Source organism: Micromonospora sp. DT4, from assembly GCF_049841675.1.
In the GTDB taxonomy this organism is placed as follows: Bacteria; Actinomycetota; Actinomycetes; order Mycobacteriales; family Micromonosporaceae; genus Micromonospora.
On record NZ_JBNCKT010000002.1, the window covers coordinates 111,158 to 125,009 of the forward strand.

The following is a 13,852-nucleotide window of genomic DNA, read 5'->3' on the forward strand; positions in this document are numbered from 1 at the left end:
CCGCTCAGGCGGGGGTGCCGGGCGGGCTGCCGGGGTCGAGGAACCGACCGACCGTCAGCCGGAACTCCTGCCATCCAACCCGCTCCGCGGCCAGCGCGCGGCGGCCGGAGTCGGTGAGCTGGTACGTCCGCCGCTCTCGACCGTTGACGGTGCTCCACGTGCTCGCCACGTGCCCGGCGCGCTCCAGCCTACGCAGCGCCGGATAGATCGTGCCGGTGGGTAGGTCGAGGCTGCCGTCACTGCGTGTCCGCAGGGACTCGATGATGGCGTAGCCGTGCAGCGCGCCCTGTTCGAGGACGGCGAGCAGAAGGGCGTCGAGGTGACCGTGCAGCGACTGAGCCTTCATGTGTAGCTACGCTACTTGTCAGGTGGCCGGTCCGCCACCATCGCTCACCCGCAGGTACGGGAGGTTCCTCGACCGGCCACCGGGGTGCGGGCTCCGGCCTTCCCGAGCCGCCGACTAGGGTATGTGCCCAGAGTCACTCGCCGGTCGGAGACCCCGGCGGGTGGGCAACCCGAAGCACACGGAGGTCAGCGTGGCCCGCCAGTCGCCCCAACGGCCCGACGCCGACGAGCCCGAGCTCGACGACACCACCGGCCCGGCCGAGCCAGACGAGGCCGACGAGGCCGACGACACCCCCCGCGCGACGGTCGACCGGTCGCTCTGGGAAGAGCTGCGGATCGAACCGGTGGAGATCGCCCTACCGGCGGGTACCGGCTTCACACTGCGGGCGTACCGGCCGGCCGGGTCGCTGACCCCGACCGACGTGACCGAGCGCGACCAGGACGACCCGTTCCTCGCCCGTCGTCAGGTCATCGAGGAGGAGGGCGACGAGAGCGTCGTCATCCTCGACGAGGGCCTGGCCGAGGAGTTCGCCGACAGCGACGACGAAGAGCCGTCGCGCCGTCGCCGCGACGCCGACGCCGACGCGACCGACGACGACGAAGAGGGCGAGGACGCCACCGACGAGGCGGACGACGAGGAAGTGCCCGTCTTCCTCAGCCACCGGGGCAAGTTGCTGCTGTTCAAGACCCCCGAGTCGCTGGTCAATTTCGTCCGTTCCGGCGCGCCCAACGACCTGTCCCAACTGGACAGCTGGCATGAATTGTCCGAACGGGTGAAGCCCGCCGACATCGTTCCGCTCGACGAGGACACCTACGAACTCGATCTCGTAGTGGAGAACCTGCGGGGCGGCCACGACACCTGGGATTCGACCCTGCTGATCGAGGCCGGCGAGGTCGCCCGCGACCTGTCGTACGCGTTGCGCCTGCCTGCGGTCCTGGACATGCTCTCCGCCGGCTCCAGCCTCGATGACCTGGACGAGGCGCTGCGCGCCACGGTCAACGGCGGCCTCGGCGCCTTCCTGGGCCGGCGGCGCCTGAAGAAAATCGGGGCACAAACCGCGAGTTTGGGTTGGCGCACCATTGTCGGCAAGATCTCTGCGGTGGTGGACTGGCGCGACTGACCCGTACCGGGGAGCATCAGTTGCTGGCAGTAGGAAGACCTGTCCCGGGAGGAGGACGACGCCGTGGCGCTCGTGCGCGTGTACTGCGGTCTGGCCTCGGCGGATCCGGCTGACCGACCGGCCTCGGCCGGTTCGACGCTGACGTCCGCTGTGGTCGACGACGCAGGCCGTCTGCTGCATGTCTGTGAGATCGGCGACGACGCTGCTGGTTACGCCCAGCTCGTCGCGCTGCTCGTGGAGCGGTCGGGCGGGCCGAGCGGTGCTGCCATCGCCGCCGACAGCGACGACCACACGGTCACCTCGCTGTTGAGCGCGGCGGGTCGGCCCCTGGCGATCGCCGACGACGACTCGGTGGACGACTTCGCCGAGCGCTTCGCGGACGACGACTCGCTGGACGAGATGCAGTCACCTCCGGCCGAGCGCCGAGCCGTCGGTCTGGCCCGCGCGTTGCAGGCCGGTGCTCTCTCCGCCGTCGCGCTGCCGGCGCCCCGGGACCTCGCCGGCTACAAGCAGGTGCTCGCCGCGCACGCCGCCCTGGCCAGCGGGCGGCACTCCGCCGCCGTGGCGCTGCGCGAGGTGCTGCGGGAGCTCTACCCGGCGGCGCTGCGCGCGTACCCGGACCCGGCCGAGCCGGTGTCGCTGGCCGTGCTGGACGCGCTGCCCGAGCCGGGCATGCTCGGCGGCACCATCGCCCGTGGCCGCGAGGTGTCCGTCGCCGCGGACGCCATCGCCGCACACCTGGCGGCGGACGGGGTCGCCGACGCCGAAGAGATCAACGAGGCGGTCACGGCGCTGCGGGTCGCCATCTCGGAGACGCCCCGTCGCGCCGCCGTCAACCGGGCGCTCACCTCCGCCGTGGCCGAGACGGTCCGGCAGGCCGTCGCCTCCGTACGGGCCTGCGACGCCGGCTGCGAGGCGCTGGTCAGCGCCCTCAGCGCGCGCGTCAGCACCCCCGACCCGGCCCCCGGCCGCCGGGCTGCGGCCCGTCGCGGCGAAGCGGTCGGCGAGCTGACCGGCCTCGCCGGCACCGCCGCCGGCCTCGCCGGCACTCCCGCCGGCCTGCGCTCCGTTCGACCGGCCCCGGCCACCCCGGCCGCCGCCGAGCCCACGCCTGTCGGCGGCCGGCGCAGCAGGCCGGAGCCGGCACCGGGCAGCGCCCCCCTGGCGTCACCTCGACCACTCGGGCCGCCACCCGTCGCCCCCGCTCCGATCACCCCGCCACCGGTCGCACCCGCGCCGGTCGCACCGGCCGCAATGGCCGGTCCGCCGGTGTCCGCGCCGCCCGGACGTGCCGAACCGCTTCCGAGCCGGATCGACGGCCCGACCAACCGGCCGGTCTCCTCGCCCCCACCCCCGCCCCCGGGCATCACCCCGATCGCGCCGGCCCAGCGCGGCGCGGTGCCGCCGGCCGAGGCGGGCGAGCCGTTCCGGCCGACGCTGACCACCGCCGCCATCAACAGCGCTCGGGCCGAGCGGCAGCGTACGGTCATCCCGCCCCGCCCGAAGACCAACGGCGAGCGGCAGAGCCACCCGCAGCGGCCGTCGGTCGAGGATCCGCCCACCGGCGGCTTCAGCGTCACCGACCTGAGCATCCCCGTGCCCGCTCCCCGTCCGGAGCAGGAGTCCGCGCCTCCGGGCTCCCGGGCGAACTGGCCCCTGGTCAACAACCCGGAGGACCCGGCCGACAGCTCGCCGAACAACCCGGCCGCCTACCCGTACGGCGGCAACCGGGGCATCGAGGCCCCGACCGATCCGGGCCGGGCCGACGGGCGGGTCACGCCGCCATGGCTGGCCGACGACCTGCCCCAGGAGCCCCCCATGCTGCGGCTGGTCGAGCCGCCGCCGCTGGCGGACCGGGCGCTGCGGGAAGGTCTCAACCCGCCTGCGGCTGAGCCCCGCGTGGACACTCCGCCGCTGCGGCTGGTCGACCGCGAGCAGGCTGCCCGCAACGACCGCCCCGCGCCCCGCGTCGAGCGGGCCGTCGAGCACCGGCCGTCGCCCCCGGTCGAGCACCGGCCGCCGCCGGTCGCCGACGAGGGCGACGGTGATCTACTGATCTTCGCGCAGGCCAAGTCCGCCTGGTTCGTGGGCCACAGCGAGGACGAGTCCGATCTCGACTGGTCGACCACGGCCGACACCGGATGGCAAGCCGCCGAGCAGGCCGCGCGCCCCGCCGTCGGCGCCGAGACCAACGCCGGCCTGCCGAAGCGCGTTCCGCAGGCAAATTTGGTCCCGGGCTCCCCGCTGCGCGAGGAGCGTCCACTGCGGATAGTGCGGGACGCGGCGAGCCTCGCGGAGAACACCACTGGCTACTTCCGTGGCTGGCGTCGTGGCCAGGAGATCGGCGGGTTCGCGGTGGGCGGCCGTCCGGGCCGCGAGGCCGCCGGTGGTTGGGACTTCAGCCGCGATCACGGGGACCGCGACGACGACCGCGAGTACGAGTACCGTTCCGCCGGCTACCAGTCCTGACCGTCACCCGCATCTGAGTCGTATTCCGCCCTCCGTCGCCAGACGGAGGGCGGAATACGACTGCCAACCTTCCCGGACCCACCAAACGCGCTGCCCGCGACAGCACGGCGGCGACCCGGGCCAGCAGCGCCTCGCAGGCCGGATCGCCGGTGGCCACAGGACTCTGGCTGGCGCTGAGCGTGGCTGGGGCTGCGAGGGCTGCGAGGGCTGCGGTGGCGGGCCCGCGGGGACGGGACCGCTCGTGGGGCATCTCAGCGGGCAGACGGGGGCATGGGAACGGCGGTGTAGCAGGTGGCCCCGCCGCCTGGAGAGCACTCGACGCCCGGTGGCGGCCAAGGCCACCACCGGGCGCGGAAGCTCCCGGTCAGGCCGGGGCGACGGCGCGCGTACGCCGCATGGTGAGCACGTACTCGACCAGCGAGATCAGCACGTGCTTCGTCGACTCCCGGTTACGGGCGTCGCAGGCCACCACCGGCACGTCGCTCGAGATCGCCAAGGCGTCCCGGACGTCCTGCGGGTCGTGGTACTGCATCCCGTCGAAGCAGTTGATGGCCACCAGGTACGGCAGCCGTCGGTGCTCGAAGAAGTCGATAGCCGCGAAGCAGTCGGCCAGCCGGCGGGTGTCCACCAGCACGACCGCACCGATCGCACCCCGCACCAGTTCATCCCACATGAACCAGAATCGGGTCTGACCCGGCGTACCAAACAGGTACAGGATCAGATCACGGTCGATCGAGATCCGGCCGAAGTCCATGGCCACCGTGGTCGTCGTCTTGCCCGGCACCTGCCGGGTGTCGTCGACGCCCACGCCGGCCGAGGTCATGATGGCCTCGGTGGTCAGCGGCGTGATCTCCGAGACCGAGCCGACCAGCGTCGTCTTGCCGACGCCGAATCCACCGGCGATAACGATCTTCGCCGACGTCACGCGCCCACTCGGGTTCGGCGGGCGGTGCGACATGTCAGAGCCTGCGAAGTCCACTCAGCACCCTCTCCAGCAGTTCAGTGCCCACCGCGTCATCGGAGTCGTCCAGGATGGTCGGCTCGTGGACCGCGACCAGGCCGTCCGTCGCCATGTCGGCGATGAGCACCCGGGCCACACCGAGCGGCAGCTGCATCCGCGCCGCGATCTCGGCGAGCGATTGCACGCGTCCGTCACACAGCGCGGCAATGTACTGGTGTTCGCGGCCCTGGCCGCCGTTGCCATTGGCAGCGGCCCGACCGCGCACCGTCGTCTCGACGAGCGCCTCCAGCGCGATGTCGAGCCGGGGACGGGTTCGACCACGGGTCACGGCGTATGGACGGACCAACGCTCCGGTCGGTTCGTCACGATCGGCCATGTCGCCGCTCACCTCCTTCGCACCCCGTACCGGCTCCCACCGGTGGAACTCGTCGTCCTTGTCGTTTCAGTTGCGCCGACCGCACGATCGGCGAGACGTCAGCCCAGCATGCCCGCGGCCGCGCGCGGCTGCGGGGTCAGGGCGTCGCCCACCCGGTCGACCAGTAGCGCCATCTCGTAGCCAACCTGCCCGACGTCTGAGCTGCGGGCCGCCAGCACGGCGAAGGACGAACCATCCGAGATGGACATCAGGAACAGGAAGCCATTGTCCATCTCCACGACGGTCTGCAGCACCGCGCCTCCCTCGAAGCAGCGGGCCGCACCCTGGGTCAGGCTGACCAGACCGGACGCGATCGCGGCGAGCTGGTCTGCCCTGTCCCGCGGCAGGTCCCGTGACGACGCGAGGAGCAGGCCGTCCGCCGAGACGGCGACCGCGTGTGCGACACCCGGCACCCGGTCGGCGAAGTTGGCCAGCAGCCAACCAAGATCCTGCGTAGTTGTCATCCTTCTTGCTCCTTCTGCCCGCTCCCGGCCGCTGGGCCTGAGCCAGACTGCGAGGATTGCTGCCCTCCCGGAGTCTCCTCCGGGCTGGTCGGGTTGTCCGAGGTGCTACGCCCTCGCTGCACGCCCCGGTGGTAGGCGGAGAGCAGGCCACGGACCGCCTCCGGGGAGCGTCGCTGGACCGAGGTGGCGGGCTTCTCCACCGCGCCCGGCACCAGCTGCGCCATCGGCTTGCGCTTGGGCAGGCCGGTCGTGGTGGTCTCGTTCACCGGCACCGCGGTGGCCGCGGCCGAGGCGGCGCGCCAGCCGTCGTCGGCGGCGGTCTGCCAGCCGTTGTTCTGCGATTGGGGCCGGCGGTTCGGCAGGCCCTCGGCGAGGCCGGGGCGTGCGCCCCCGTTCGCTGTCGACCCGTTGTCCCGCAGCGCTCCTCCGGCCGTCGGAGTGTCTGCCATCGGTGTGTTACCTGTCGTCCCGGGTGGTGTCTTGTGGGCTGCCCGACCGGTGGCATCGACCGCGGCGAACTGCTGGGTCGCGTCACCGCCGTTCGCCGCCGGCGTGGCACCGGCCGTGGCCTCCTCCGGACCCGGACGGCGGGTACGGAACCAGGCGGACTCGAGCTCCCGGAAGATCGGCAGTTCCATGGTCTCGTCCGCGTACCGCTGGCGGTTCTGTGCCTGCGGCTGCTGCGGCGCCGGGCGGGCCGGCGCCAACGGCGCCTGCGCCTGTGGGGCGGGCGCGGCCTGCGGCGCGGGAGCCGGTGGCTGGGCGGCGGTGGCCGGCTGTTCGCCGGGTCGCGGCACCCGGGGCAGCTCCGTCGTCATGTCCAGTGCGGCGGCGAGCCGCTCGGGAACCGGCGGGGTCTGCGCGTCCCGCTCGCCGCCGGGGACCGGCGGCCAGGCCGGCGGCGCCGGAGCGCTGGGGGCCGGAGCGGGCGGGGCGGACCGGGGGGTGAAGCCGCTGAACGACTGGCCGGAGGCCGGCGGCGCCGAGTACGGCTGGCCGGACGCCGGGGAGGCCGAGTACGGCTGGCCGGACGCCGGGGAGGCCGAGACGGGCGACGCGGACACCGGCGGACCGGCGTACGGCGCACCCGAGTACGGCTGGCCGGAGTACGGCTGACCGGAGTACGGCTGACCGGAGGCCGGCGAGGCGGAGACCGGCGCACCGGAGTAGGGCTGGGCGGAGACCGGCGGGGCGGAGTACGGGTGCGCCTCCGGGCTGCTGGGGAGCTGCCGCGGGATGTTCGGCTGCTGGCCGCCGTTCGGCTCGTCACCGGCCCGGCGCTGCGGCAGCGGGTCGACGGACTGCCCGTTGGCGTTCCGGGGGGTGAACCCGTCGCCGCCGTTGACGCCGTTCGGCGCGCTCGCGCCGGTCAGGTCCGACCAGGCGGGCATCGAGCGGTATCCACCCGTGTTGGCGGGCGTACCGGAACCGTTGCGCGATGCCGGGTCGAACGGCCGACCACCGAGGGTGACCTGGTTGCCGGACTCGCCGGGGCGTGACCCGTTGCCCAGCGCGGGCAGCGCGCCGAGGACCGGCGACGGCCCAGCGGGCTGCGGGCCACCGGCGGCGGGAAGGGCCGGCGGATGCTGCACCCGGCCGGAGAGCGCCCGGGGCACCAGCACCGAGGTGGGCAGGGTCGCGTCGGCGACCGTGCCGCGATCGGCGCCGGGGCGCAGCTCGACGCGAACGCCGTGCCGCGACGCCAGGCGGGCGACCACGACCAGGCCCATCATCCGGGAGACGGCCACGTCCACCTGCGGCGGCGTCGCGAGCTTGTCGTTGAGCTCGTGCAACTGCTCGCGGCTGATGCCGATGCCGCGGTCCTCCACGTAGAGCGTGGCGCGGTCACCGACCCGGCGGGCTTCGACCATGACCTGCGAGTCCGGAGGGGAGAACGCGGTGGCGTTGTCGAACAGCTCGGCGACGAGGTGCACCAGGTCGTTGACCGCGTGCGCGGCGACCTCGATGTCCCGGTCGATGACCCCGAACTCGATGCGGGTGTAGTGCTCGACCTCGGACTGCGCCGCGCGCAGCACGTCGATGAGCGCCGCCGGCTCGCGCTGTACACGGGTGGAGTCGGCGCCCGCGAGAACGAGCAGGTTTTCGTCGTTGCGGCGCATCCGGGTGGCCAGGTGGTCGAGCTGGAACAGCTCGGCCAGCCGGTCCGGGTCTTCCTCGCCGCGCTCCAACCGGTCGAGGTGCCCGATGAGGCGGTCGACCAGGATCTGCGAACGACGGGCCAGGTTGACGAACATGGTCGCGACGGAGGCACGCAGCGCCGCCTGCTCGGCGGCTGTGCGGACGGCTTCCAGGTGGACGGCGTTGAACGCCTCGGTCACCTGGCCGAACTCGTCCTTGCTGCGGACCGGCAGCGGCTCGGCGATCTGGTTGGCCAGCTGCACCGGGGAGAGCTGCCCGACGACCTGCGGGTCACGCAGTCGGGCCACCGCCTGCGGTAGCCCGTACTGGGCGACGGAGAGCGCGCCCTGACGCAGCTCACGCAGCGAGCGAGCCATCGAGCGGGCGACCAGGTACGCGAAGAGGATGGCCAGCAGCAGCACGCTGAGCAGCAGGCCGGTCTCCAGGAACACCTGGCGCTGGACGTCCGAGCGGAGGTTGTCGGCCTCGGCGACCACGTCGCCGTCAAGCTTCGTCTCGACGGCGCGGATCAGCTTGGCGTTGGCCGTCATGGCCGAGTCCCATTGGTCCGGGCCGAACGGGGCGCCGCGCATGTCGCCGGTGGTGTTGCCGTCGATCCAGCCGGTGTATTTCTGCGCCTCGCGGCGGTCACCGCCGGCGACCGTCTGGTCGTGGAACTTCGCCTCGTCCGGGCTGGCCACCGCCTTGAAGCTCTGCAGCGCCTGCTGCTGGCCGGTGCCGCTGGCGATGTAGTCGGTGCGCAGCGCCGGAGTCAGCCGTTGCCCACCCTGCACGCCGAGGGCCCGGTGGACGACGACCCGGCGGAGGGCGAGGAATTCCTTCTCGCGCGCCACCGCCGCGGCGGCCCGCATCCGGTCGCTCAGGTCGTTGTTGCCGGCGAGCTGGGTGGCCGAGTCACGGATGGCGAGGAGGTCGTCGATGAGACCCTCGTACGCCTGGACGGCCTCGGCGAGCTTGAGCTTGCCGTTGAACACCTGACTGCGGACGCCCGGCAGGTCCTTGAGGCTCTGGTCGATGCCGTCGAGCAGGCCTTCGAAGCTGCCCGGCAGGTCCTCGACGTCGCCCCGCCGCTGACGGTACGGACCCGTCGCCTGGTCCACCCGGGAGTTCACCCGGTTGTAGGCCTCCTGGTACTGCGCCTTCGGCTGCGTACCCGTCGCCTGGAGCAGCAGCACGGCGGTGGTCCGCTCGTCCTGCAGGGTGTCGATCAGGTCACCCGAACGGCTCGACAGGTTGGCCAGGTCGCCGGCCCGGTTGGCATTGTTGAGCGTCTCCAGGTGGTCGACCAAACCACTGCTACCCACAACGACCGTGGCGATGGTCGGCACGATCATGATGAGACCGAGCTTGGACCAGATCGGCATGTCCCGGAGTCGGCTGGCCGGCCGGCGCAGCCGCGACAGGAAGGAGCCCGCCGTCTTTGGCCGTTTGCTCACGTCACCGTCCTCGCGATTACAGCTTTGAACGCGTTGCCCCGGGCAACGCCCAGCGACCGACCCGGCGGGTCGGACCCCCGAGATTCCATCACGCCGCCCGGCAAGAAGAAAGCCCAGGTTGTCACCGGCTGTAGGTGTGATGAGATGTTGATACGATTTGATAGCAGTCCGTCTGGCCGGAGTAACTGAAAGTAATGAAACATCCCCACCGCGTTGTCCTGCTCGCCGGCCCCTCAGGCTCCGGAAAGTCGTACATAGCGCAGCAAACAGGTCTGCCCGTGCTGTGCCTGGACGACTTCTACAAAGACGGCGATGACCCTACGTTGCCACGGCGAAACGGCCAGGTCGATTGGGAATCGCCGCAGTCCTGGGACGCCTCGACCGCCGTCGAAACGATTGCGCGACTTGCCCGCGAAGGCCGTGCCGATGTGCCTGTTTATGCGATCGGTGCGGATCGACGGGTAGCCACCCGGCCATTCGACGTCGACGGATCGCCACTTTTCGTGGCCGAAGGGATTTTCGCCGCCGAGATCGTCGAGGAGTGCCGCCGGCGGGGGCTGCTCGCCGGGGCCTACGCGCTGCGTCGCCCTCGGGGGGCGACGTTCCTGCGCCGGCTGGCCCGCGACCTGGCCGAGCAGCGCAAGGCGCCCCGGGTGCTGGTCCGGCGCGGCGTGGTGCTGCTGCGGGCGGAGCCCGCGGTGCTGCGCCGCCAGACGGGCCTGGGCGCCGAGGCGGCCCGGGCCCGGGAGGTGCTGCGCCGGGTGGCCGACCTGCTCGCCGGCCACCACCCGCACGGCCGAGAAGGCCACCCGCACGGCTGACCAGGGTCAGGCCAGCAGCTTGGCGTACGCCGGCTTGATCACCTCGTCGATGATCCGCAGTCGCTCGTCGAACGGGATGAAGGCGCTCTTCATCGCGTTGATGGTAAACCACTGCAACTCGCGCCAGCCGTAGCCGAACGTCTCCACCAGCAGCGACATCTCCCGGGACATGGACGTGCCGCTCATCAGCCGGTTGTCGGTGTTGACGGTGGCCCGGAACCGCAGGTCCCGCAGCAGACCGATCGGGTGCTCGGCGATCGAGGCCACCGCCCCGGTCTGCACGTTCGACGACGGGCACAGCTCCAGCGGAATCCGCTTGTCCCGGACGTACGCGGCCAGCCGACCGAGCGCGCCGTCCGGGGCGATGTCGTCTACGATCCGTACGCCGTGACCGAGCCGGTCCGCACCGCACCACTGGATCGCCTGCCAGATCGACGGCAGCCCGAACGCCTCACCGGCGTGGATGGTGAAGTGGAAGTTCTCCCGCTGCAGGTATTCGAAGGCATCCAGGTGGCGGGTGGGCGGGAACCCCGCCTCGGCGCCGGCGATGTCGAAGCCGACCACCCCGGCGTCACGGTGCCGCACCGCCAGCTCGGCGATCTCCTGCGAGCGGGCCGCGTGCCGCATGGCGGTGAGCAGCGTGCCCACCCGGATGCTCAGGCCCGCCTCGACGGCCTGGGCGGTTCCCTCGGCAAACCCGGCCAGCACGGCCTCGACCACCTCGTCCAGGCTCAGGTCCCGCTCCAGGTGCTGCTCGGGAGCGAAGCGCACCTCGGCGTAGACGACGCCGTCGGCGGCCAGGTCCAGCGCGCACTCGCGCGCCACCCGGCGCAGCGCCGGCCCGCTCTGCATGACCGCCACGGTGTGCGCGAACGTCTCCAGGTAACGCTCCAGCGACCCCGAGTCGGCGGCCTCCACGAACCAGCGCCCGAGCGCCTCGGGGTCGGTGGTGGGCAGCTCGTGCCCCACCTCCGCCGCCAACTCGACGATGGTCGCCGGACGCAGCCCACCGTCGAGGTGATCGTGTAGCAGCGCCTTCGGGACCTTGACGATGTCCTCGTACCGGATAGTTGCGACCATGCTCAGACCCTAGTCAGCCTGCTCGGACCAGCCGCGCCAGCCCGCTCATCCGGGCCAGCCGTAGACGCGGTCGACGGCGAACCGCAGGACCACCCGCCCGTCGGCGACCATCGCGGCGCGGTAGTCCGCCCAGTCCGGGTGGTCGCCGCGGATCCCCCGGTAGACCTCGATCAGCTCGTCGACCGCCGCGTCGCCGGTTGCCGCCGCCGGCTCGGTGAGCGTCACGGTTCCCTCGGCGACCGCGTACGCGCCGCCGTCCGGCGTGGTCACGTGGAAGCTGGCCCGGGGGTCGCGGCGCAGGTGCGCACCTTCGCCCGGTCGCCCGTGGTGGAGCAGCGGATCAACCCGGGTTCGGCCAGGTAGTCGAGGTTGGACAGTTGGGGTCGGCCGTCGCGGCGCAGGGTGACGAGCACGCCGCGTCCTCGGGTGCCGAAGAGGTCCCACAAGAGATTTGTTGACATGTCATCGACCGTAGGAGGCGATTCGATGACATGTCAACCAAGACGCTAGGCTGAACGGCATGGAAGCGACCCGGTGGCTGGACGAGCGCCAGGACCGCGCCTGGCGGGGCTACCGTCGGATGCGCCGCCTGCTCGACCTGGAACTGGCCCGGGAGCTGAGCCAGGACGCCGGCCTGTCCGAGCCGGACTACGACGTGCTCTCCGACCTCTCCGAGACGCCGCAGGGCCGGCTGCGCCTCAGCGAACTGGCGGACCGGATGCTCTGGTCCCGCAGTCGACTCTCCCACCATTTGACCCGGATGCAGCAGCGCGGCCTGGTGACCCGGGAGGAGTGCCCGGACGACGCCCGAGGCGCGTTCGTCGTGCTCACCCGGGCCGGCCGGAACGCCATCGAGGCCGCCGCCCCCGGCCACGTGACCGCCGTCCGGCAGCACTTCCTCGACCTGCTCACCCCGGCCGAGGTCGAGGCGCTCGGCGCGTTCACCCACCGGGTCGTCGACCACCTCGCGCAGAGCCGCGCGCCCCGCCCCCGGCGGGGCCCGGAGGCCTGACATGGACCCGCGCATCCTCGGCCGGCTGAGCTGCCCGGTCTGCGGCGAACCCCTGGCCGAGACGACCGCCGGCACCGCCCGGGCGCTGCGCTGTGGGCGCCGGCACACCTTCGACATCGCCCGCCAGGGCTACGTGAACCTGCTCACCGGCCGAGCGCCGCACGTCGGCGACAGCGCCGAGATGATCGCCGCACGCGCGGAGTTCCAGGCCGCCGGTCACTACGACGTCATCTCGGCCGCGCTTGCCGCCGCCACGACCCGAGCCGTGCAGCACCTGCGCGACGTCTCGTCGTTCGACGCGTACCCCCTGGTGGTGGACGTCGGCGCGGGCACGGGCCGCTACCTCGGCGCGGTGCTGGCGGCGCTGCCGGACTCCGTGGGTCTGGCCCTGGACGTCTCCAAGCCGGCGCTGCGTCGCGCGGCGCGGGCGCACCCCCGGGCGGCGGCGGCGCTGGCCGACACCTGGCAGCGGCTGCCCCTGGCGGACGGCTCGACGGCCGTGCTGCTGAACGTGTTCGCCCCGCGCAACGGGCCGGAGTTCCACCGGGTGCTCGACCCGGCCGGCACGTTGCTGGTGGTGACGCCCGCCGCCGACCATCTCACCGAACTGGTGGACGCCCTGGGCCTGCTGCGGGTGGACCCGGACAAGGCCGACCGGGTGACCGCCACGCTGGGTGGTCACTTCACGCCGGTCAGCTCGACGGCGCACCGCGCGGAGCTGACCCTGACCCGGCCGGAGATCGCCACGCTGGTCGGGATGGGTCCGAGCGCCTGGCACACCGACCCGGCGGCGCTCGCCGACCGGCTGGCCGCGCTGCCCGATCCGGTCCGGGTGTCCGTGGCGGTCCGGCTGGACGCCTACCGTCCCCGCTGACCTCAGGTAGAGAGGTCGACCTCTTCCCAGCCGGGCGGCTCGTCGTGGTAGGGCCCGCGCAGGATCACCGCCCACTCCAGCGCCCAGCGCCGCTGCCCGATCGCGTTGGCGTCGACCATCCCCGGCAGGGGGCGGCCGGTGCGCTCGGTCTCCAGGTACGCCCAGTCCAGGCAGTAGTGCAGATCGAGCAGGGCCGCCGCGTCGACCGGATGCTGCGGCACGGCGAGGATGCGGGACTGCCAGCGCCCGAAGGTCTCCCCCTCGGCGATGTGCGGCAGCCGCTCGACCAGCCGCTCGTCCACCGCCAGGGTGGGGTCGAGCTGCTTGCTCAGCCCCAGCACCCAGGCCAGCGCGAAGAGCGCGTCGTGGTGCAGCACGAACGAGCGGTGGTCACCCTTGCCGCCCATCACGAACTGCCACTCCGGCGGGGTGACCATCTCGACCAGGTGCGAGCCGAGCAGCCAGCTCATCGCCGCCTGCGGGGGCATCCCGAAGCAGCGGGCCAGGATGAGGTGCAGCACGGCGATGCGCGCCTCGATCTCGGGCCGGGGGCGCAGCTCGATCTCGTCACCCGGCTCCCACACGAGCGGAAACTGGGCCGGCGGCAGCGGCAGGCCGAGCCGGGACAGCTCGTCCAGGCTCGCCTCACGCACCTCGCGAGGGTCGGGGGCAGGTACGGTCACGGGGCAACTTC

12 protein-coding genes and 1 pseudogene are annotated in these 13,852 nt (G+C 72.6%); 5 read left to right on the forward strand and 8 right to left on the reverse strand.

Going from position 1 to position 13,852, the window contains the following annotated elements:
* Window positions 1-4: 4 nt before the first annotated feature.
* The gene (locus ACLQ24_RS01480) at window positions 5-346 is read right to left on the reverse strand and encodes a PadR family transcriptional regulator (RefSeq protein ID WP_425888583.1); all 342 of its coding nucleotides are present in this window, start codon (window positions 344-346) and stop codon (window positions 5-7) included.
* 160 nt (window positions 347-506) lie between these two features.
* Between ACLQ24_RS01480 and ACLQ24_RS01485 the strand changes: the two genes are divergently transcribed.
* Together ACLQ24_RS01485 and ACLQ24_RS01490 are read left to right on the forward strand one after the other, a co-directional pair.
* Entirely contained in the window at window positions 507-1,466 is a 960-nt protein-coding gene (locus ACLQ24_RS01485) for a DNA primase (protein ID WP_425888584.1), read from the forward strand.
* A 39-nt stretch (window positions 1,467-1,505) separates the two neighbouring features.
* Window positions 1,506-3,935, forward strand: coding sequence for a transposase (locus tag ACLQ24_RS01490; protein WP_425888657.1), 2,430 nt, complete (start codon window positions 1,506-1,508; stop codon window positions 3,933-3,935).
* A 364-nt stretch (window positions 3,936-4,299) separates the two neighbouring features.
* Here ACLQ24_RS01490 and ACLQ24_RS01495 read toward each other — a convergent pair whose 3' ends face one another.
* From ACLQ24_RS01495 to ACLQ24_RS01510, 4 genes are all read right to left on the reverse strand, one after another.
* Window positions 4,300-4,893 carry a GTP-binding protein gene (locus ACLQ24_RS01495; RefSeq protein WP_007455465.1) on the reverse strand — a complete coding sequence of 198 codons (594 nt, stop codon included), beginning with the start codon at window positions 4,891-4,893 and terminating at the stop codon, window positions 4,300-4,302.
* Between the two features lies 1 nt (window position 4,894).
* Window positions 4,895-5,272, reverse strand: coding sequence for a DUF742 domain-containing protein (locus tag ACLQ24_RS01500; protein WP_030329021.1), 378 nt, complete (start codon window positions 5,270-5,272; stop codon window positions 4,895-4,897).
* A gap of 98 nt (window positions 5,273-5,370) precedes the next feature.
* Complete coding sequence (locus tag ACLQ24_RS01505; RefSeq protein ID WP_007455462.1) at window positions 5,371-5,775, reverse strand: roadblock/LC7 domain-containing protein; 405 nt, start codon at window positions 5,773-5,775, stop codon at window positions 5,371-5,373.
* Window positions 5,772-9,371, reverse strand: a complete 3,600-nt coding sequence (locus ACLQ24_RS01510; RefSeq protein WP_425888585.1) for a nitrate- and nitrite sensing domain-containing protein — start codon at window positions 9,369-9,371, stop codon at window positions 5,772-5,774. The genes ACLQ24_RS01505 and ACLQ24_RS01510 overlap by 4 nt, the downstream gene beginning before the upstream one ends.
* A gap of 503 nt (window positions 9,372-9,874) precedes the next feature.
* Between ACLQ24_RS01510 and ACLQ24_RS01515 the strand changes: the two genes are divergently transcribed.
* A complete protein-coding gene (locus ACLQ24_RS01515; RefSeq protein WP_425888586.1) occupies window positions 9,875-10,192 on the forward strand; it encodes a hypothetical protein in 318 nt (105 codons plus the stop codon).
* Window positions 10,193-10,198: 6 nt separating this feature from the next.
* On the opposite strand, the gene ACLQ24_RS01520 is transcribed toward ACLQ24_RS01515, so the two are convergent.
* Window positions 10,199-11,272: an adenosine deaminase gene (locus ACLQ24_RS01520; RefSeq protein ID WP_425888587.1), complete on the reverse strand. Its 1,074-nt coding sequence runs from the start codon at window positions 11,270-11,272 to the stop codon at window positions 10,199-10,201.
* Window positions 11,273-11,317: 45 nt separating this feature from the next.
* Window positions 11,318-11,733 (reverse strand): annotated as a pseudogene (locus ACLQ24_RS01525) (PPOX class F420-dependent oxidoreductase).
* Window positions 11,734-11,792: 59 nt separating this feature from the next.
* Here ACLQ24_RS01525 and ACLQ24_RS01530 point away from each other — a divergent pair.
* Together ACLQ24_RS01530 and ACLQ24_RS01535 are read left to right on the forward strand one after the other, a co-directional pair.
* On the forward strand, window positions 11,793-12,284 hold the full coding sequence (locus ACLQ24_RS01530) for a MarR family winged helix-turn-helix transcriptional regulator (RefSeq protein ID WP_425888588.1): 492 nt from the start codon (window positions 11,793-11,795) through the stop codon (window positions 12,282-12,284).
* A 1-nt stretch (window position 12,285) separates the two neighbouring features.
* A complete protein-coding gene (locus ACLQ24_RS01535) occupies window positions 12,286-13,158 on the forward strand; it encodes a putative RNA methyltransferase (protein ID WP_425888589.1) in 873 nt (290 codons plus the stop codon).
* A gap of 2 nt (window positions 13,159-13,160) precedes the next feature.
* On the opposite strand, the gene ACLQ24_RS01540 is transcribed toward ACLQ24_RS01535, so the two are convergent.
* Entirely contained in the window at window positions 13,161-13,841 is a 681-nt protein-coding gene (locus ACLQ24_RS01540; RefSeq protein WP_425888590.1) for a DUF4272 domain-containing protein, read from the reverse strand.
* Window positions 13,842-13,852: the final 11 nt, after the last annotated feature.